This is a genomic window from Bradyrhizobium sp. CCBAU 11434 (assembly GCF_028128895.1).
Lineage (GTDB): Bacteria > Pseudomonadota > Alphaproteobacteria > Rhizobiales > Xanthobacteraceae > Bradyrhizobium > Bradyrhizobium zhengyangense.
On sequence record NZ_LBJX01000001.1, the window covers coordinates 148,428 to 168,237 of the forward strand.

General features: G+C 63.7%; 21 protein-coding genes. 1 reads left to right on the forward strand and 20 read right to left on the reverse strand.

Translation table 11 applies throughout. The features are described 5' to 3' along the window. Positions 1 to 3: 3 nt before the first annotated feature. Positions 4 to 939 carry a hypothetical protein gene (locus XI06_RS00660; protein ID WP_271604398.1) on the reverse strand — a complete coding sequence of 312 codons (936 nt, stop codon included), beginning with the start codon at positions 937 to 939 and terminating at the stop codon, positions 4 to 6. Between the two features lie 810 nt (positions 940 to 1,749). Here XI06_RS00660 and XI06_RS00665 point away from each other — a divergent pair. Continuing rightward, the gene (locus tag XI06_RS00665; protein ID WP_271604399.1) at positions 1,750 to 2,520 is read left to right on the forward strand and encodes a response regulator transcription factor; all 771 of its coding nucleotides are present in this window, start codon (positions 1,750 to 1,752) and stop codon (positions 2,518 to 2,520) included. Positions 2,521 to 2,637: 117 nt separating this feature from the next. On the opposite strand, the gene XI06_RS00670 is transcribed toward XI06_RS00665, so the two are convergent. From XI06_RS00670 to fliF, 19 genes are all read right to left on the reverse strand, one after another. Then, positions 2,638 to 3,096, reverse strand: coding sequence for a hypothetical protein (locus XI06_RS00670; RefSeq protein ID WP_271604400.1), 459 nt, complete (start codon positions 3,094 to 3,096; stop codon positions 2,638 to 2,640). Then, positions 3,093 to 3,632, reverse strand: coding sequence for a flagellar biosynthesis protein FlgN (locus XI06_RS00675; RefSeq protein ID WP_237862713.1), 540 nt, complete (start codon positions 3,630 to 3,632; stop codon positions 3,093 to 3,095). The genes XI06_RS00670 and XI06_RS00675 overlap by 4 nt, the downstream gene beginning before the upstream one ends. A gap of 44 nt (positions 3,633 to 3,676) precedes the next feature. Beyond that, entirely contained in the window at positions 3,677 to 4,144 is a 468-nt protein-coding gene (locus XI06_RS00680) for a rod-binding protein (RefSeq protein ID WP_237891095.1), read from the reverse strand. After that, positions 4,141 to 4,560 (reverse strand): hypothetical protein, encoded by a 420-nt coding sequence (locus XI06_RS00685; protein ID WP_237862715.1) that lies wholly within the window; start codon positions 4,558 to 4,560, stop codon positions 4,141 to 4,143. The genes XI06_RS00680 and XI06_RS00685 overlap by 4 nt, the downstream gene beginning before the upstream one ends. 6 nt (positions 4,561 to 4,566) lie before the next feature. Continuing rightward, positions 4,567 to 5,319, reverse strand: coding sequence for a flagellar biosynthesis protein FliR (fliR, locus tag XI06_RS00690; protein WP_237862717.1), 753 nt, complete (start codon positions 5,317 to 5,319; stop codon positions 4,567 to 4,569). Then, a complete protein-coding gene (gene flhA / locus XI06_RS00695; protein ID WP_237862718.1) occupies positions 5,316 to 7,397 on the reverse strand; it encodes a flagellar biosynthesis protein FlhA in 2,082 nt (693 codons plus the stop codon). The genes fliR and flhA overlap by 4 nt, the downstream gene beginning before the upstream one ends. An 81-nt stretch (positions 7,398 to 7,478) precedes the next feature. Next, positions 7,479 to 7,745 carry a flagellar biosynthesis protein FliQ gene (fliQ, locus tag XI06_RS00700; protein WP_220004841.1) on the reverse strand — a complete coding sequence of 89 codons (267 nt, stop codon included), beginning with the start codon at positions 7,743 to 7,745 and terminating at the stop codon, positions 7,479 to 7,481. Positions 7,746 to 7,747: 2 nt separating this feature from the next. Next, positions 7,748 to 8,170: a flagellar hook assembly protein FlgD gene (gene flgD, locus XI06_RS00705; RefSeq protein ID WP_237862719.1), complete on the reverse strand. Its 423-nt coding sequence runs from the start codon at positions 8,168 to 8,170 to the stop codon at positions 7,748 to 7,750. A 14-nt stretch (positions 8,171 to 8,184) separates the two neighbouring features. Then, positions 8,185 to 8,595 carry a flagellar biosynthesis repressor FlbT gene (gene flbT / locus XI06_RS00710; protein WP_237862720.1) on the reverse strand — a complete coding sequence of 137 codons (411 nt, stop codon included), beginning with the start codon at positions 8,593 to 8,595 and terminating at the stop codon, positions 8,185 to 8,187. Beyond that, positions 8,595 to 8,942, reverse strand: coding sequence for a flagellar biosynthesis regulator FlaF (gene flaF, locus XI06_RS00715; protein ID WP_237862721.1), 348 nt, complete (start codon positions 8,940 to 8,942; stop codon positions 8,595 to 8,597). Before flaF ends, flbT begins: the two co-directional genes overlap by 1 nt. Before the next feature lie 60 nt (positions 8,943 to 9,002). After that, on the reverse strand, positions 9,003 to 10,049 hold the full coding sequence (locus XI06_RS00720; RefSeq protein ID WP_237862722.1) for a flagellar hook-associated family protein: 1,047 nt from the start codon (positions 10,047 to 10,049) through the stop codon (positions 9,003 to 9,005). Next, positions 10,049 to 11,527, reverse strand: coding sequence for a flagellar hook-associated protein FlgK (gene flgK, locus XI06_RS00725; protein WP_271604401.1), 1,479 nt, complete (start codon positions 11,525 to 11,527; stop codon positions 10,049 to 10,051). The genes XI06_RS00720 and flgK overlap by 1 nt, the downstream gene beginning before the upstream one ends. A 46-nt stretch (positions 11,528 to 11,573) precedes the next feature. Beyond that, positions 11,574 to 12,812, reverse strand: a complete 1,239-nt coding sequence (locus tag XI06_RS00730) for a flagellar hook protein FlgE (protein WP_271604402.1) — start codon at positions 12,810 to 12,812, stop codon at positions 11,574 to 11,576. A 103-nt stretch (positions 12,813 to 12,915) separates the two neighbouring features. Further along, complete coding sequence (locus tag XI06_RS00735; RefSeq protein WP_237862725.1) at positions 12,916 to 13,497, reverse strand: transglycosylase SLT domain-containing protein; 582 nt, start codon at positions 13,495 to 13,497, stop codon at positions 12,916 to 12,918. After that, a complete protein-coding gene (fliK, locus tag XI06_RS00740) occupies positions 13,448 to 14,776 on the reverse strand; it encodes a flagellar hook-length control protein FliK (RefSeq protein WP_271604403.1) in 1,329 nt (442 codons plus the stop codon). Before fliK ends, XI06_RS00735 begins: the two co-directional genes overlap by 50 nt. Further along, positions 14,773 to 15,957, reverse strand: a complete 1,185-nt coding sequence (locus XI06_RS00745) for a chemotaxis protein (RefSeq protein ID WP_237862727.1) — start codon at positions 15,955 to 15,957, stop codon at positions 14,773 to 14,775. Before XI06_RS00745 ends, fliK begins: the two co-directional genes overlap by 4 nt. Then, on the reverse strand, positions 15,954 to 17,273 hold the full coding sequence (locus XI06_RS00750; RefSeq protein ID WP_237891091.1) for a MotB family protein: 1,320 nt from the start codon (positions 17,271 to 17,273) through the stop codon (positions 15,954 to 15,956). Before XI06_RS00750 ends, XI06_RS00745 begins: the two co-directional genes overlap by 4 nt. Positions 17,274 to 17,280: 7 nt before the next feature. Continuing rightward, positions 17,281 to 17,979: a hypothetical protein gene (locus tag XI06_RS00755; RefSeq protein WP_271604404.1), complete on the reverse strand. Its 699-nt coding sequence runs from the start codon at positions 17,977 to 17,979 to the stop codon at positions 17,281 to 17,283. Beyond that, on the reverse strand, positions 17,976 to 19,601 hold the full coding sequence (gene fliF, locus XI06_RS00760; protein WP_271604405.1) for a flagellar basal-body MS-ring/collar protein FliF: 1,626 nt from the start codon (positions 19,599 to 19,601) through the stop codon (positions 17,976 to 17,978). Before fliF ends, XI06_RS00755 begins: the two co-directional genes overlap by 4 nt. Positions 19,602 to 19,810 lie beyond the last annotated feature (209 nt).

Below are 19,810 nucleotides of genomic sequence, written 5' to 3' on the forward strand. Positions count from 1 at the left end.
CGCTTACTTGCGCGCCGAATAGACGACACCCCCGCCGCTGGTTTCCACCACGAGACGGCCGTTCTCGTTCCTGATCTCCTCGATCCGACCGAGATTTGGGACCTGCTGGCCGAGCACGGCCTCGACGACGCCGTTCGGGCCCTGCAAGATCGCAATGCCCTCATAGGCCTGGCGGACCGACCAGCCCTTGACAACCTTCCGCGGCGCTGAGCTCCGCTCGACCGGAGCCACCGAGCCCGTGGTCTCCGGCGCGGCAACCGACGCCATCACCGGCATCGCTGGCGACGGCTGCGCGGCGACTTGCACCGGCGCCTGGATTTGGGCCTGAGCAAGCCGGTCGAGCTTCGCCGTCGAAGACGAGCTGACCCGCTCGATACGATCCAGATTCTCGGCAAACCGGCCGAAACGATCGCTGGTTGCCTTGCTCGACTGATCGACCGCGGTGCGCAGGCCATCGAGATTCTCCGATACGCCGGACAATTGCTTGCGCAGCTGGGCGACCGTGTCGCGCAGATTCCTGATCTCCGCATTGGCCGCGACATTGGTCTGGCCCGGCTGCGTCGTGAGATAGGCGATGACGCCGGTGCACGCGCAAACCACCAGAATGGCGGCAACCGCCAATGTCGCGAGCGGCGCGACCCATGTGGGGCGCGGCGGCGGCGGCTTGGCCACGATCACCGCCGGCTTGATCACCACCGGCGCAGGTTTCGGTATTGCCATCTTATCAAGGCGCGCCTTGGCACGAATGCGCTTCAATCCCTCGAGCGCCTCTTTCGCTGCGGCTTCGTCGCTCGACACTGATGCAGGCTTCGCCCCTGCCGCGGGCTTGGCCGCGCGCGCATTACTATTGGGCTTTGTATCGCGTGTTTCCGGAGCAGGCTTCGCCGCAGCGGTCAAATCCGCCGCTTCAGCGGGACGCGTTTTTCCATCGGACAACATTTGAAAATGCTCCGTTCGTTTCGATCCGTCGAACGAAGCTAGTTGGCGAAGCTTGCCTGAAACGTGCGCATCGGAAATCTTTCGTCGCGCATGATGCACGCGCGAGCCTGACGCATCATGCGTGAGTCAAAAGTGCGACTCGAAAGACACACACTCGCCAAGATTTTGCCAAGCTGGAGTCTCGCCGCCATACGTGAGTCGAATTGTCGCACGTGAGTGCATGGCCAAGAGAGTCAATCCGGGGTTGAAAATCCTCGGTATGACGGCGCGGTGACACGACTCAAAATGGCTTTATTTATACGGGTATAGGAACTTTATAACCGCCACAGTGCAAACTGGTTCGGATTTTAAATCAACTGATACGTTCGAACATACAAAGAAACAACTGGAAACAAACCAACAGCATCAAGCACACGTAGCAAACGCTTTGTTCCGCACGCTTGATCGGAAATCGGCAATTGTTACGGTCTGTCTCAAGTGATTCTCGCCCGTTGGCGAGGAGATCGACTGAGTTCAGTGGCGTTCGGACGCGATGAGCAACGTAACGCAACTGTACCAGGTCGCGGTCTCAATTCGCCCCGCAAGGTGATCCGTAAGACACCCGCCGGGCTTCACGCAGTAAGCGTTCAGTATCGAGTCGAAGTAGCAGGCCCACACACGTGGGCACTGAATGCGTAGGGCTGCCCGCGAATATCGAAACCACAATAACGGTTCGCGGGAGGGAATATCGTCAAACAGCATGGCTGCCGAGCCGGGGCATCACAACAAACCTCCCGGCCACAGCAAGTGCGAAACAGGGGCGAAAGACTGATGTATATTATCGTTGATGATCGCGAGAGCGTCACGAACAGCTACGTAGGAGGGCTCGTTCGCGAAGGCGTATCGTCGATCGGCTTCTCCTCCGGAGAATTCTGGGACTGGCTGCAATCCGCGAGTGAATCGGACCTGGCAGCCGTCGATGCCTTCCTTCTGGGGGACTGCGATGCCCGCGGAAGCCTGCCACGGGCGATGCGCAAGCGGTCTACGGCTCCGATCATCGCCATGAGTGGCCAGAAGATGCTCAAGAACACGCTGGAGCTGTTCGAATCCGGCGTGGACGACGTCGTCCACGTTCCGATCCATCTGCGTGAGATCCTCGCCCGAACGGCCGCGATCGCTCGCCGCCGGGTGGGCGAGTTGCCGAGGCCCTGCGAGACCAGGATCCAGGTCTTCTTCAACGGACGTGACCCCGAGATCGCGGGCCACGCCCTGACGCTGCCCCGCCGCGAACTGCGCATTCTCGAATATATGGTCAGCAACCACGGCAGGTGGATCACCAAGACGCAGATCTTCAACGCGGTCTATGGCATCTTTGAATCCACCTTCGACGAGAGCGTGATCGAGAGTCACGTCAGCAAGCTGCGCAAGAAGCTCCGCGACCGCCTCGGTTTCGATGCGATCGTGGCACGCCGCTATGTCGGATACCGGCTCAACATCCCGGCCAATGAGACCATCGACGAGCCGATGCAGGAGCTCGACGAAGTCGGCATCCTCCTGAACCGGGCCCATGCCGCCCCGGCGGCCTACCCGGCCGGCAACTGAAGCAGCGAGCCCGGCTCACAAACGACCACCGGCCCCTGCGGGACGCTCCCGCAGGGGCCGGTTTGCTTTTAACGGCAGAGATGTCGTGCTGCCGGCGCGACTTCGCGGACCAGCGCACTACGGCTTTTGCTGGAATTCTTCCTTGGAGACGTAGTTGAAGTCCTCGACCAGGACGTCCTGGACGACGTCGGCCTGCATGCGCTCGTTGACGCGCTGCTTGATCGCCGAGGTGAGGCCGGAGAGATCGTAACGGGCAAGCTTCCTGAAATCGAGCTTGTCGTCAGCGTAGATCCTGCGGAAGGCCTCGTCGACCACGAACGGCTCCGGCGGGACGGTCAGCTGGTGCATAGTCTTCGCCTCGACGGTGTAGACGAAGCGCGCGACAATGTAGCCCTGCACGGCGCCGCCCTCGACCATGGGCACGCTCAGCGCCCGCGTCTTCTGGTATTGCAGTCCGTCGAGATATTCGTCCTTCGCGGGCAGCAGGCTGCCATTTTCCTTCCAATAGGCAACGCCGTAGCTCGTGCCCGCGGTAAGGATGCATACCCAGAGCCCGGCCAGCACCAGCTTGATCATTTTCCGTCCTGCGCTGCGCGACCGGTGTACGTGCCGTCGGATTCAGCCTCCTTGATCGCCCTGACGATGATGCTCGCGACCTCGCGCACGGCGTCGTAGTGCATCTCGAGCAGAGAGCGGTTTCGCTCGAGTTTCTCGCGCAGCCGCTGGATCTCCTCGGTGATTTCGATTTCTCGGCCGAGATGCATCCGCGCCCGCATCAGCCGGACGAATTCCAGCATGCTCCGGCTCTTGCGCGCGCTGAAATCGTCGAAATCGACCTTCTGCCCCGTCGCGAGCGCAGTGGTCTCCTCCTCGATGATGTCTTCGAGCCGGCGAATGGCGACCAGCAATCCGGCGACCTCTTCGGACCGCATCGCCTCCAACCTTGCCGCATCGGCATCGTCGGGCGTCATGCCGCTGCCGACATCAGGCAGGAGCGCCGGCAACAGAACGTCGCGCGGCTCAGCCTCCGTCACGGCCTCGATGTCCAGGACGTGTTGCTCAACGACCGGCTGCTCCATCACCTGGGTCGTCGCGCCTTGTTCTACCTGCATAGCAAATTCACCCCTCAAATTTCGTCACCCATGTCCCAGATTCATCAGCCCGACTTGCCCGCGACCTCCGGGCCTGCCGGATGCGCAGAGGCGAGTTGCTTGGCAATTCCGATCCCCTTGCCCTTCGCCAGCTGGGCGCCGAGCTGCTCGGCCAGCATCGATTTCCAGATGCCGCCCGCGGTGCCCTTGCCAAACACCTCCTCCGACTCCTTCGGCAGCATCGTCTCGACGAAGGTCTGGAGGACGAATGCCTCGAACTTGCGATAGACCTCGTCCGGGCCCGGCTTCTTGATCACCTGCACCGGCGGTCCGTTCACCACGCCCGATTGCGCCTCGGCCACCCTCGTCGCGGCTTGATCGGCCGCCTTGCTGGCCGCCGCATCCATCGTCGCAGCAAAATCGGCGTCCGACGATTTCAGCGACTCGAGCTTCGCAGTCGCCGTCCGCTGCGCAACCGGATCGGCGGCATCGAGGACATCGAGAACGAGGTCGGATGTCGGTGTCACAATCATGTCTTGGTCCGCCTGGCTGGCCGCGGCGTCAGATCGCGCGCGGCGGCGTGTGTTCCCACCATGTCTTCGAGCGAGCGCTTCTCGGCGTCGCGCAGCTTGTCGGCGAGCGCCGCCTTGGCGACGTCCTCGAGCTGCTTCACGCGCCGGGTCTCCGAGCGGACCTTGTCGAGCTGCATCGCAGCGCGCTCCTGCACGGCGCGAGCGCCTACGCTCGTCCTGTTGAGGCGCCGCGCGATCGAATCGCTCGACGAGCCCGCCGGCGCCTTGCCTTCGTTCAAGGTCCCCACCAGCCATGCCTGTTCATCTTGCATGGCCTGCTCCTCCTGGCGCATTTGCGCGAGCTGCCATTCGGACAGCCGGAGCTGAAGCTTCACCAGCGAGACGATGCGACTGAGCTTGTCGGCGCGCGAGGTCATGTTTCGTCATCCCGCCAGCCATGACGACAGGCCGAGCATGAACTGCGCCAGCAGTTCGTCGCTGGTCAGGTAAAGCAGCAGAAAACCACCGAACAGGACGAATGGCACCGAGACGAAATACACCGGTATAGCCGGGGTCAGCTTGTTGATGAGACCGACCGAGAAATTGACGATGACGGAATAAACGATGAAGGGGCTGGTGATCCGCAGCGTCAGCACGAACGCGTCGGCGAGACGGCTCACCAGCTGGTTCAGGGCCATCTCGCTGGTCAGCTTCTCGCCGGGATGCCAGACGTCGTAGGAGTTCATCAGCCCGCGCAACACCTGCCAGTGCTGGTCGGTCAGAAAGAACAGCGTGGTGACGGCGGCCATGATCAGCGGCACCACGGGCGGCGCCGGATCGGTGTCGCCGACAGGCGTGCCCGGGATGCTGCTGAGCCCGATCGCGCTCGCCATCACGGTGAGCATGGTCTGGAGTGCGAGGAAGAACACCCGCCCGCCGAGGCCGATGACGCTGCCGACCAGAAGCTCTGTGCCGATCAGCAGCGCCAGCGTCAGCGGCGAGGCGCCGTCGACGAGCGGTTTCAGGATGGCGATAAGGATCGGCGTCAGTGCGAAGGTCGTGACCAGGGCAACGAACAGGCGGATCTGCGGCGGAACGTTCACGCTGGAATAGCCGGGCACCAGCATCAGGCAGGCGCCGATACGGCAGAACACGATGAACGTGGCGAGCACGTTGTCGGTGAGGCCGCCGATCACGAAATGGCTCCAAGCGCGCGGATCTCGGCGCTGCGAGCGACCTCGACATGCGACAGGATTGGCAAGGTGGGGAACACCCGCTCCAGAATCATGCGGACATAGGGCCTGGCTTCCGGCGTGACCGCCAACACCACGCTGGTGCCGTCCTCGGTGAACTTCCGGACCGCGGCGCTGACTTCGGTCGCGAACTGCTCGATCAGCCGCGGGTCGGCATCGAACTCGACGACGTCGCCCTTGGCGTCGCGTTTCAGACTCTGATGGAAGGCAAGGTCCCAGCGATTGCCGAGGCGAAGGACGTTGAGCACGCCGTTGTCGGAGAGGTCGCCGCAGATCTGCTGGGCAAGACGCATCCGCACGTGCTCGGCGACTTGCTCGGACCGCCGCACATGCGGCGCGATCTCGGCGATCGCTTCGAGGATCAGATGCAGGTTCCGGATCGAAACCCGCTCACCCAGCAGGATCTTCAGGATCGCCAGCAGGCCGGAATAGGAGATCTGCGATGGGCAGAGATCGTCGACCAGGCGCTTGTACTCGGGCTCGAGCCGGTCGAGAAGCCCGCGCATGTCCTTGTAGGACAGCAGCTGCGATAGGTTAGCCCTCAGCACTTCGCTTAAGTGCGTGAGCAGGACCGACAGATTGTCGACCGGCTTGCAGCCCTGCCGCTTGACCTCTTCGGTGAAGGCTTCCGTCACCCACAGCGCCTTCATGCCGAACGCGGGTTCGATCACCTCGTCGCCGGGCACGTCCGGTTTGCCGTCCTTGTCCACCAGCACCATCACCTCGCCGATGCGGAGCTCGCCATGGGCGACGCGCGTATCGTGGATCCGGATCTGGTATCCCTTGGGGTCGATCGACAGATTGTCAGACAGCTTGATCTCGGGAATGACGAAGCCGTACTGCTTGGCGAACTTCTTGCGGATCTTGGCGACGCGATGGGCAAGCTCGTTGCGCGAACCGAGCAGGTGAACCGACAGATGGCTCCCGAGCGACAGCTCGATCTCGGCGGTCTTGAGCGATTCCTTGACCGATTCCTTGGCCTCGTTCTGGGCGCGCTCTTCCGCCTTGCGCGCGTCTTCTTTCCGCTCGCGCGCTGCCTGCCGCTTCGGCAGCGAATAGCCGACGAAAGCCATGACGCCGCCCAGCAGCACGAACGGTGCCATCGGCAGCCCCGGCATCAGGGCAAGCACGAACATCATCAAGGAGGCCGCCGACACCGCGCGCGGATAGCCACCGAGCTGCCGCAGCACCGCCTGCTCGGCGGAGCCCCTGGTGCCGCCCTTGGACACCAGGAGGCCCGCCGACAGCGACACGATCAGCGCCGGCATCTGCGTGACCAGACCGTCGCCGACCGAGAGTTTTGTGTAGACGTCAGCGGCGCGCGACAGGGTCAATCCGTGATGAGTTACGCCGATGATGATGCCGCCGAAGATGTTGATCGCCGTGATGATCAGGCCGGCGATGGCATCGCCGCGCACGAATTTCGAGGCACCATCCATCGCGCCGAAGAAGGAGCTCTCCTCCTCGAGCTCGCGGCGCCGGCGCTGGGCTTCCTTGTCGTCGATCAGGCCCGCGGAAAGGTCCGCGTCGATCGCCATCTGCTTGCCGGGAATGGCATCCAGGGTGAAGCGGGCGCCGACTTCGGCGATACGCGTGGCGCCCTTGGTGATCACGACGAAATTCACCGTGACCAGGATCGCGAAGATGATCAGACCGATGACGAAGTCGCCGCCCATGACGAACTTGGAGAAGCCGGCGACAACGTGGCCGGCAGCGGTCTCGCCCTCCCCGCCGCGCGACAGGATCAGGCGGGTGGTCGCGACGTTGAGCGCGAGCCGCAGGATCGTCGCGATCAGGAGCACTGTCGGGAAGGCGGAAAAATCCAGCGGTCGCTGGATCCACAACGCGACCATCAGGATCAGCGCCGCCAGCGCGATCGAGAAGGCGAGGCCGAGGTCGATCAGAACAGGGGGAATCGGCAGGAACAGGATCGTGAGCATGGTCACGATACCGCCAGCGAAGAAGGCGTCCGCACCAAAGCGTCGCGGGTTCGGCAGGCTAGCAGCTAATGTATCGGCCATAGGTCACCGGGCGGCAGGGTCCGCCCTGCAATCTGCCCCGCAAAGCTTACGCGAGGGTGGTGGCCGGGCCTGGCCTGCGGATCAGAAGCCGTGCTCGATCCGCGAATAGACCATCTCCGTGAAAGTGGAGAGATGGGCGCCGATGAAGGAGCCGGAGATGGCCACGACCACCAGGATGACGATGATCTTCGGAACAAAGGTCAGCGTCGCCTCCTGGATCTGGGTCAGGGCCTGGATCAGCGCGATGACAATGCCGACCAGCATCGCCGCGCCGACTGCGGGTCCGCACGCAACGAGGATGGTCCAGATCGCTGCCTGGACGAGGTCGAGGGCGTCCCGCTCGTTCATGGCTAGTTGCTGATCGTCAGACCAGGGCCGACCGCGACCTTGGTGCCGTCCTGGAGGGTCGCGACGGAGCCGTTGCTGTTGATCGAGATCGACGCGACCTTGCCGGTGAAAGTCGCGCCGGTCGAGTCGGTGAAGCTGACGTTCTTTCCGATCAGCCCGTCCGCCTGCGACAGCGATTGGGAGGACAGCAGCGAATCCAGCTTCGTGTTGGTTTGCATGGCCTGCTCGACCGTCGACAGCTGGGCGAACTGGCTCATATATTGCGACGTATCCGTCGGATTGGTCGGATCCTGGTTCTTCATCTCGGCGATGAGGAGCTGAAGGAAAGTGTTGTAGTCGACACCGCTGCTCGACGGCGTCGAACCGGACGAGGTCGAGCTGGTCGAATTGGTGCTTGTGGTATCGGTCACGCTGGGAACGTTCATGAGCCTCTCCGCTGTCAGGCAGCCTTGATTGGAGATTCGGTGGTGGTGCCGGCCAGGATCGCCTCCTCCAGAGGGAACAGCGCCCGGATGCGCTTGAGCGCCTCGAAGTAGCGGGATCCGCCGACCATCTCGTCGATCGCAGCGAGCCCGTCGAGCATCTCGCGGTTCTCGCACACGGCCAGCAGGGCTGCGTGGTGCTGCCCATAGAGCGAAGCGGCGGCAGCCACGTCCGTCGGATTCATCAGCATGAGCTGAACGATGAAATAGAGCTGGCGCATCGCCGTGGTGGCGTCGGCGGCCTGCATCACCTGCCCTTCCAGCAGGAACATCACGTCATTGACGAGCTCCAGCGAGACCTTGCGGTCCACGCGCAGCACCGCGCCGTTGATGTAGACCCGTTCGCCGGCCCGCAAGGAGATCTTCATTAAAGCGCGTCTCGGATCAGGCGGTTGATTTCGACGAGCTGCATCACGTCGTTCGATCGTTCCTCGCGAAGGCGATCGGCTTCCTTGACGACCCACAGCCCGATCGAGATGATGTCGGCGCGCAGCTGCTCGGGCAGCCCGTTCTCGGGATGCGCGAGGTCCTCGATGAAGATGGTCCACAGCCGCCGAACGTAGAGCAGGCTCTGGACCTGATCCTCGATGCTGAAGCGCTGCTCCTTCTGGAGCCGCTCCAGCCGGTCGATGCCGAGGCTGAGCGCCTGGCGCTCGCGCCCTCGCGCCTCGTAGCCGCTGTCTTCAACAACCGTCTCATAGGCTTCAAAAGTCATCCGTAATACTCTGCGCAGGAAATTGCAGGAAACTGAAAGCGAACGCGACCGCCCTTGGGCTCAGAGATAGTTGATGAGGCTGATCTTCTGGAGCTGCGAGGTCAGTGCGAGTGCCGTCTGGATCTGGGTCTGCAGCGTGTTGACGCGCACAGACGCTTCGGTCGGATCGACCTTCTCCATGCCGACGATCTGATTGTTCAGAATGTCCTTCTGGGTCTTCAGCTTGTCGGTCGCGTTGGTGATCCGCTGCTGGACCGTGCCGACGTCGCCGCCGAGCGTCGCAAGGTCCGTGATGGCGCTGCCGACGAGGCCGATGGCCTTGTCCACCACCACCTGGAACGTCGACTGGTCGAGGTTCGCGTTCCCGAGATCGGCCATCATGGTGTAGGCCTCGGCGAGCTTGCGAAAACCGGTCTGGTTGGCGCTGACGGACGTATCGGCGATCTCGGTCGTCGAGATGCGGCTTTGCATGACCTGGTCAGTGGCCGACGACCAATTGGTGTTCCAGGCCGGGCTTGCGAACTCGGCGTCGAACGGGCCGTTGAGGAATGTCTGCATCTGAGCAGGCGTAATGGTGTTCACGCTGGCCGAGGATTGCGTGAAGCCGAAGGCCGCAACGAAATCGGCATCGACTTTGTTCTTGCTGGCCGAGCCGGCCTGGTAGGCCGTGATCGGCTGGTTCTGCGTGTTGATGCCCGAGAACAGGTACGAGCCGTTATAAGAAATGTTCAACGCGCCGATCAGGTCCTGGAGATTGGAGGACGCCGGCGGCAGGATGATCCGCCCGCCACCGTCGGTGCTGCGGGCCGCGATCAGGTCCTTGAGGAAGTCAGTTGCGGTCGTGCTGAGCTGGGTGATGCGGTCCTGGGTCACGTCCAGGCGCCCCCCGACGAGGCCGTTGGTGTCGACGAGCTGATCGCCGAAGCTCAGGTCCGCCCGCAGGGTGACGTCGCCACCCGTCGTCGCACCGAGCTGGAGGCCGACATCGGCGAAGCGGCCGGTGGTCGCTTCCGTCGACGCCTTGCTCAGCGCAGCCTGATTGTTCGTGATCGAATACCTCAAGGACGAGTGTAGCACGAGGGTGGAAATGTAGTTGGCGCTCATCATCACGGATTCCCCACGGCGGCTAGCAAGGCTTGCAACATTTGGTCGACGGTCGAGATGATCTTCGACGACGCCGAATAGGTACGCTCGACCTGGAGCATCAACGACATTTCGTCGTCCATGTTGACGCCGTTGACGTTCGACAGCGCTGTCGTGCTGCGGTCCAGCAACGTGTTCTGGTACTGGGAATTGTCGTTGGCGGTCTTGCGCTGGTTCTCGATCCAGCTCGTCGATGACGACGCGTAGTCGATCAGGCTGCCGTTCGGCTTGCCCTGCGTTGTGGCATCGAACGGCTGCGACGCATCCATGTTGCCGATGAGCTGCTGAAGCCGGGCCGAAAAGCCGCCGCTACCTGCCGTGTTATAGTTATAGGCCGGGCTTCCGCTGATCGCGCCGTCGCGCAGCAGATTCGGGTTGCCGCCCTGGGCGGGATCGACCGACGCGGCGACCGAAATCGTGCCGGCCAGGCCAACCGAAACGGTGGCGCTGGCGGGCATCGTCGGTGAGCCAGGATAAGTGAAGAGACCGGGAACGTCGGGCAGCGCCGCGCCGGATTGGTCGCTTTCCTTGAAACTGTTGATCAGGCCGCGCGCGATCTCGTCGAGCTGGCTCTGATAGGTGACCGTATCGGTGTCGCGCAATTGGGCCAGGCCGGCGAGCTTGCCTGATTTGATCGGCATCACCGAATTGGCACCAGTCACGGGCACGCCGTCGATGAAGACCGCGTTACCCGTTGTGCTCGCCGAATAGGCGTTGGTCGGAGCGAAAGTCACCGCCCGCGCCGTCTTGTCGAAGAGCACCGCGCCGCTGTCGGCGTAGAGGGCAGCATCGCCGTTGGTGCGGATCGCCATCGTGACGCCGACCTCCTGCGACATTTGCGAGACGATGCTGTCGCGCTGGTCGAGATAGTCGGTCACGTCGTCACCGGCGATCGTACCCTTCACGATCGCAGTGTTGACTGTCTGGAACTGGGAGAGCAGCTGGTTGATGTTCTGGACCGACGTTTTCATGTCGGCGTCCGCGCCCTCGCGCACCGACTGCACGGTCTGGGTCGCCTGGTTGAGCGCGGTCGCCATGTCTTTGGCGGACGTCACGGCGGCCTGCGCCAGCGTGGTGTTATCAGGCGCGTTGGCATATTGCTGCAGCGCCTGCTTCAGCGCATTAAGCTGCGCCGTCGGTGACTGGTCGAGCTGCGGATCGTCCACCGTGGCAGCGGCGATCTTCTGGAGACCGGTATAGATCGCGCTCTGCGTGGCGGCTGCCGAGGTCGCGGTCAGAACGTTGCTGTACAAGCCCGAAGAGGCGGCGCGCTGGATCGCCGCGACATAAACGCCAGCGCCGGGAAGATTATCCAGCTCGGTGATCTTGCGCGAATAGCCGGTCGAACCGGCACCGGCGATATTGCGCGAGATCGTCGACGACTGGATGCCCGACGCCATGAGCGAGTTGCGGGCGGAGTCGAGCGCTGAGGTAAGGGACATGGCGTGCTCTTGAACGTTCTCTTGCCCGGGATCGGCGCCGCAGGACTCAGCGCTTCAGGTTGACGACGACGTCAAGCAGATCGGCGCCGGTCTGGAACGACTTCGAGTTCGCGGTGAAGCCGCGCTGCGCCGAGATCATGTCGGTCAGCTCGCTCGCAAGATCGACGTTGGAGTCTTCGAGAGCGCCGGACTGGATGGTTCCGAGGCCACCCTGCCCGGCCAGACCGACCTGCACGTTTCCGGATTCGAGGTTCGGCGAATAGACATTGCCGACCTCCGGCGTCAGGTGATCCGGGCTCGGCACGGTGGCGAGCGCAACCTGGAAACTTGGCAGCTGGGTGCCGTTCTTGAGCACGGCGGTCACCACGCCCTTGCTGTCGATATTGACTTTCTCGACAGCGGACGGCGCGTTGCCATCGACGGTCGCCTTGAAGTCGAAGCTGGAGGCGACCTGGGTCATGACCGAGAGGTCCATGGTGAAGGCCGAGCCGCCGGGAACGTTGAACGCGAGCGTCTTGGGGCTCGCTGCAGCCAGCGCGCCCTTGCCGGCCGCGGTGACGTCGAAGCTGAATGCGGTCGCGGCTGAGGGACCGCCCGTCAGCAGGCTGGCGCCGTTGTAGACTTCAATGTCCCAGGTGTTCGCGCCAGTTTTCGCCGCATAGACGTCGAGCGTTACGGCGTTGCCGATGTTGTCGTAGGTCACCATCGACGTTTTCGAGGTGTAATTGCTCGGACCAGCTGCAGCAAGCGGGGAAGCGACATTCGCAGCGCTCGGGTCAAGATTGGCGGCCACGGTCGCCTTGGTCGAGGGCGAGGCCTGCAGTGCCATCTGGTTGACGTTGATAACCTGGAGACCGCCGAAGCCGTTAGCGGCAACGTTGGGCGCGGCACCGTTCTGGATGTTGTAGCCCATCAGCTGGAAGCCGGCGGTGTTGACGAGATTGCCGGTGCTGTCGGGCACAAATGAGCCGGCACGCGTGATGAAGTTGTTGCCGTTCGCATCCTGCACGACGAAGAAGCCGTTGCCCTGAACCGCGAGGTCCGTCGTCGAGGTCGTGAACTGAAGATTGCCGGGATCGGTGATGGCGTAGCGGACCGTGGTCTCGACCGCACCGGAGTCGTAGTTGCCGGAGCCGCTCTTCAGGATCAGCGAGGAAAATTCCGTCGAAGCGCGCTTGTAGCCGACCGTGTTGACGTTCGCGATGTTGTCCGAGACCGTCGACAGCTTGTTGGATTGCGCATTCATCCCGGAAACGCCGGTGCGCATAACACCATACAGGCTCATGTAGTAGGCTCCTTTGGTAGATTGTCGTTACAATGGGGGGTCTTGCTTGCGCGGGGCTGATGGTTGGCGGCGATGCACAACTTCATACGATGGCTTCGTCAGCTCACGTCGTCTTCGGCTGGCAGAACGAGCGCGCCTTGTCGGTCCACGCGCCGAAGCCGCTGGAGACGAGATGCGCAACGATGTGGCAGACGTAGCGCTTCTGCGCCGGTTGATTGTTCGGACCGGCATTGTAGCGGGCGACCGCCATGGTCCAGCTTCCCTCGCGCTGCTTCAGCTCTTTCAGGAAGCGCGCGGCGTAGTCGACATTCTTCGCCGGATCGAACATCGCCCGCACCGATGTGAACTTGTCGCCGTGAAAATAATGGTTGATCTGCATGCAGCCGAGATCGATCAACTTGATGCCCCTGGCCCGCATCGCCTCGAAATTCGCGATCGCATCGTCCATGTCCTTGGCGAACACGGTCTGGCCTTCGGCACCGAGCGCGTAGGGATAGAGCGCGCCGCGACGGCCGGTCTCGGTGAGGCCGACGGCATAGAGAATGCCGAGCGGAATTCCGTGCTGCTGCGAGGCGCGCGCCATCTCGCGCTCGCAAGGTCGCACGGTGTCCGTCGCCGCCGCGGCGGCGCCGACGTCACAGATAAACAGGGCCGCGACGAGACTGCGGCGCCACGTCCTGGTCATGGCGTGCCTCCTGGTTGGGCTGCTGGTTCTGCCGGGCTTGCCTGGGGCCGCTGTCGGACTGACCGGCCGACGTGCCCGCACCGCCGAACGCGCTTTGCGACTGCGATGATTGCTGTTGTTGGCCCGAGAGTTGCTGCTGCGACTGGCCCGACCCGGCCTGGAATCCGTCGAGCGAACCGTGCTGCACCGGCGCGACGTCGGCGACATAACCCGCCGACTGCATCAGGTCGCGGATCTGGTCGCGCTGCTGATCCAGCATCGTGCTGGTGTCCTTGCGTTCGGCGGCAAGCTGAACCGACACCTCGTTGCCGACGAGACGAAGACGCACGGTGACATTGCCGAGATCAGGCGGCTCGAGATTGACGGTGAGGATCTTGAGCGGCCGATCCGGAGAATTGTTCTGTGCGCCCGCGAGATCTGTCGCGGCGGACGCCGCCGGCGCGGGCGCGTCCTTGAGCTCCGACACGACAGCGTTTGCGACCTGCTGGGTCGCGCTCAACTGTCCCACGGGAGGCAGATGGGTCTCCTGCTGAACCACCGTGACCTTGGTCGTCTCAGGCAAGGCGTCGCGGCCCGCAGACTTTGCGGCACGCTCGACATTCGCTGCGACGGCTTCGAAGCCCGGTGTTGCCGGTATGGCATTCATCTGAACGGCGCTTCCCTGTGACATCGGCGCAGCCTGTGCGCCTGCGGCTGGCTGTCCGTGCGCGTGGGACGTATCGCCGCCGGAACGTGCCATAGCCGAAGGAGCGGAGGCGAATTGGCCGACGTCTGCCGCCGCCTTTGCGTCGCCAATACCTTGCTTCGCCACCGAGGGACGCTCGTCCCGGGTCGACGCCTCCCTCTTTTCGCCGGACGGCCGTGGTGTCTGCACTGTCACCGCCTGCGCGGCGGCAAGCTCCTGCCCCATGATCGCCGGAAGGCCCAATCTGGTCGAGACATCCGACTTCGCGACCTGATCGACCTGCTCATGCTTGTTCGACGATTTGGTCTCCTCGGTGCGTTCATGCACCGGTTCGTCCTTCGACGTGTCACGCTCGGTCAACTGGGTCACGCGCGGGCGTGCTGGGGCAGCCTTCGCGGTCGTGTCAGCTCCCTGATCGTCCAAGGCCCGCTTGGCCATGTTCGAGACGGTGTGGAGCAGATCGTGAAACGAGGAATCGTCGGCGGTCTTGGCGCCTGATGTTGCCGCGCCTTTCGTCGACCGGGTCACCCCGCGCGCAAGGCTTTCGGCGAGACCAGCGAAGAGTTGTCCGGAGGTTCCACTGAGCTTGGTCATGGGCGGTGATCCCTGGTGAGAAGCTCCAGTTCGCCGAGCTGCGACTTCGCACGCGCGAGCATCGCGTTCGACGAGGCGAGATCGATCCGTGCCGGCGTCGGCGGCGGCTTGTCGGCCGTCATGACGGCAGCCGGACCCGTGATCGACTTGCGAATGTCGAGGGCGAGCTGGAGGGTTGCGTTGAGGAGCAGGACATCGCGCTCCGCCAGCTTCGACCGGTCGAGCGCCTTCAGCTCGGCAAAGCCGCCGTCATATTCGTCGGTGAGCGCGCGGGATGCGCCGCGATAGAAATGTGCTCGCTCCCGATCGGGCGTGGCGTCGGCGCTGAGCGTCAGCGCTCGCTCGGCCGCGAGGCTGACGACGGCGAGCTTGCCACGGATCAGCGCCCCGCGCGCGATCACCAGATAGAGCTTGAGGCGGCTGGCGCGATCGACCTGTTCCAGCAGCGCCGAGACCCGTGCAAAGCGACGATCGTCCAGCGCAAGATTCGATTGCGTCAGGCCCGTGGAGAAACGCTGCCAGAAATCGCCTGCATAGACCGAGTTACGGTAATGACGGATATAGGCCAGCGTCAGGAACTCGAACTTGTCGAAATCCTCGGCCTGCCCGACCAGAAGGATCTCGCGCCGCAGCGCCGCCTCTTCGACCAGCGTACCGGGCAGCAGCAGGCGTGCATCGTCCAGACGCTCGATCGCGAGCGAGGCCTCGGACCGGGCGAACAGCGCGCCCTGGACCAGCGCCACCTGCCCGCCCATGCCGGACGCGATCGTCCGCGGCTTGACATCCTTGAGCAGCTCCCTCGCCTCGTCCTGCCGTCCCTCGACATAAGCGAGCGCGCCGTCAAACAGCGCCTTGTCGACGTTGATCTTGTCGCGCGGCAGCTTGCGGACGATCTGTGGCGCGCCGCCGGACAGCAGATAGATCACGAGCGCCTGACCGTTCTGTGGGCTGCTCCACACGGTCGGATTTGCGGCGAGAAATTTTTCGCCAATCTGGCGGATCAGTGCGATGTGGCTGCCATGCGCCGCGGTATCGCCATTGGCGATGCCGTCCTGTACCGCCTGCAGCGCGCGGACGAGCTCATAAGGCTCGCCGGACGATGGCGCTGGATCGGAAAAGGCACGGGTCGCCGCCAGCGACAACAGCATCAACAGCACAGTGCGGAGCAGCGGTCTGGTCAAGGATGCTTCTCCCGGATCAGGATCTCGATCCGTCGATTTTGCGCAGCCCCAGGATCGTGCGGAAGTTTTGGCCGCCGGTCGGCATATCCTTCGACATGCTCGATCCGCTGCGCATCGATGCCGGAGCGGACCAGCATGTAGTAAGCCATCTGCGCGCGCGCCGTGGACAGCCGCCAATTGTCGTAATTGTCCGATTTGTAGGGCCTGTTGTCGGTGTGACCACGGACGATGATCATGCCGCGACGCTTCGCGATGAGCGGGCCGATCTTGTCGATGACGCGGACCAGTTCAGGCCGCGGCTCGGCCGAGCCGACCGCGAACATTCCGAAACTCGCATCATCGGTCAGGCTGATCAGCAGGCCCTCCTCGACCTGGCGGACCTCGGCGACCGGCCCGGCGCCGGCCTTGATGTCCGACAGCGCATCAGCAATCGCGGACTGAAGCTGCTTCACGGTCGGTTGCTGGGTCTGGGCGGTGTCGCGCGCCTCGGGCTCCTTCGAGGCATCGGTCGGGCGCGCCTGCGGCGCGGCGTTGGCCCGGACATTCGCTTGCGGGCTCGGCTGCACGCCCGCGTCGCGCGCAGACGATGATGGGGCCGGCCCCGGCGGCAGCAGCGGCGACATGCTCGTGGACGACGCCTGAGCGTCGGGAGCCACGCTGCCGCCGGCATCATCGGTCCTGCCACGGCGCGGCTCGCCCTGATTTGTGTTGGCCGGATTGTCACGCGCCGAAGCACTCGTCTTCGGCTCGCCCTCCATGATCCTGTCAGCTTCCTTCGACGCCTCGGGCGCAAGCTTCCAATAACCGGGGTCGAACGGATCACGATAGGCGTCGCCGCCCTTGAGGCCGTCCTCTTCCGCAGAGGTCAAGGCGCCGGCGCGCCGCTGGCCGGAGGCCTGGTTGGAGCTTGCCGCGATTTCGGCGAGCGTCGCGTAGGGATCGCGGAAAAGGACCTTCTCTTCGTAGAAGGGCGGCTTCTCGGCGGTCGGGGAGTCGCCGCGACGCTCCTCGTTCGGGCCGGCCGGCTGGCGCTTGCCGTCCTGACCGTCGAAATTCGTCGGCTCCTTCTTGGACAGATCTTTCAGGCCCTTCGGCGCGGGCGCGTTCTCCGCAAGCTTGATCGGGTTGAAATAGCTCGCGACCACCTGCTTCTGGTCCTGGTTCAGCGCGTTGATCAGCCACATCACCAGAAAGAACGCCATCATCGCGGTCATGAAGTCCGCATAGGCGATCTTCCAGACGCCACCGTGCGCCTTCTCGTCTTCGAAGGCGCTCCGCCTGCGGATGATAACGAGCTCGTGCTTGACCTCCTCCATGGTGTCGCTACCGGCGTGCCTCGTTCAGCCGGTCGACCCAGGTCGAGATCTGCGTCTCGATCGTGGTCTGATCGGCGAGGACACGCACCTCGACAGTGTCGGCGGACTGGTATTCGATGCCGGTACGGCCGGCGAGATTGAGTTGCGTCCTGACGAGATCGATGAGCTCGCTGGGTCCGGTGACGCGGAACACCGACACGGGCGAGTTCGAGGTCAACGCCGCGATCTGCTCGACCAGTGATCCGATCGCCTTGTCGCGGACGGCTTCGGCGAGGAACGGCAGCAATATCCGAGCCACCGAGCTTGCGATGTTGCTCTCGATCTCGCGGCAGGCGGCGTCGAAACCGTTGACGATCGCGACCGCCTGCTGGTCCGACCATTTGGCTCGCTCCTCGCCAAGCCGGATCGCGCTGCGGACCCGCTCTTCGGCGAGCTTGGCTTCGCCCTCCGCAACACCGGCAGCATGGCCGCGCCGATAGGCGTCTTCGAGAAGATTGACCGGAGCTGCTTCCGGCGCGGGCGGCGGTTGAAGTTGCGGCTGCGATTGCGCCTGGCGTTCCTGGCGCTGCGGTTGAGGCTGTGGCTCGCGCCGGACCTCCTTCTGCTTCGTCAGCACGTCCTGGATCTTGGGCGGCGGAGGCGGCGGCGACTTGGTCCGCCCGTTAGCGTCGAATTGCGTCAGGAGTTTTCCAATTGCCGCGTTCATGCCGCCTCCTCGCGTCGCATCCAGTCCTTAAGGATTGCCGCCGCCTGCATCTGATCAAGGCGAACGATCTGCTCGAGCCGCTTCTGCGGCGTACGCTGCATTTTGCCTTCGAGGTCTTCGACAAGGTTGAGCTCGGGATCCTGGCCCTCAGCCAAGGCGAGGGCCGTGGCAGCTTCGAGCTCAGCGGCTTCGGCCGCCTCGCTCTGCTCCTGCGCCGCGCGATGGGTCAGGATGCCGTTGACCGCGGGCCGAAGCCCGAACCAGACCAGCATGGAAGCGACGGCCAGGATCGTCACCGCGTTGATCACGCTGCCGAGTTGCTTGTTCATCATCTCGACAAAGCTGATCGGCGGAACCGGCGCCAGATCGCGCGAGCCTTCCACGAAGTCGACCGCCGTCACCTGGATCTGGTCGCCGCGCGCCTTGTCCAGTCCGCCGGCGGTTGCCGCCAGCTGGCTGATCTCGGCGAGCTTGCTGTCGACGATGGCCTGGTTGGTCTTGTCGCCGAGGTCGGCGACCAGCCGCGCCCGGTTGACCAGCACGGCAATGAAGAGCTTCTTGACCGAATAGCCGTCACTGACCGTCGTCGTGGTCTTGGACGAGACCTCGAAATTGGTGACGTCTTCGCGGCGGGTCTTGTCCTCGCTGGAGTTCTTGGTGCCGCCTGCGTTAACCTGCTGGTCCGGCAGGTTTTGCTGGACGGTCGTCGGCGTCGAGCGGTCGGCGTTCGATGACTTCTCGTTTTCGCGAACGTTGCGTACGGAACGCTCGGCGCGTGTCTCTGGATCGTAGACGGTCTCGTTGATCTGGCGCTTGTCGGTCGAGAGCTGCGGCGAGACGCTGACCTCGAAATTGTCCAGTCCCAGATAGGGCGTCAACGCCTTGCGGATGTTCTCCTGCACCATTCCGCCGACGGTCTTCTGAAGGCTTGCCATCTTGGTCGGTGCGGCACTGGCTTCGTCTTCTTCCGCCAGCAACATCGAGCCGTCGGCATCGAGCACCGTGACCTTGTCGCGCGTCATGCCGGGAATGGCGGCCGCGACGAGGTGGCGGATCGACTGCGCCGTCCGCGCCTCGATCGCACCATCGGTGCGCAGCACGACCGATGCAGAAGGCGGTTGCTGCGTCGCGCGGAACGAACCGCGCACCGGCATCACGATGTGCACCCGCGCCGCCTTGACGCCCTTCATCAGCTGTACGGTGCGTGCGATCTCGCCTTCGAGTGCCCGCAGCTTGGTGACCTCCTGCATGAACGAAGTGAGCCCGAGCGAACCGATCTTGTCGAACAGCTCGTAACCGGAATTGGCGCTCGTCGGCAGCCCCTTCTCGGCGAGCAGCATTCGCGCCTGCGCGGTCTGGCTCGGTCGCACCGACACGGCATCGCCGGCCGCATTGATGTCGAAGCTGATGTTCTGCTCGCGCAGCGCGGCCCCGATGCGCGTCACGTCTTCGCGCGTGAGACCAGTGTAAAGCGTTTCGAATTCCGGCCGGCTCAGATAATAGGCGCCGCCGACCACGGTGACGAGGACGGCGAAACCGATCAATCCCAAGGCCATCAGACGTCGCGGCCCAAGTTCCAGCAGATTGTTGAGCAGCTGCTGTAGCTGCGCGCGACTGAGCATGTGACCTCGTACCAATGCGAATGGTGAGGACACTCCGCTGCCAACCTTGTCTGAAGGTTGCGCGAACACGCGAATATGTCGCTTCGCGGGCGAGGCGCTGCAATTTTACTGGAAGTTCGGACGCCGCAACCGATTCGACGGCGAGGCGCGAGCGCCGACGCGGACGGCGCGTTGCCTTGACGTCCGACGTCAGGAAATCAATTGCGCGC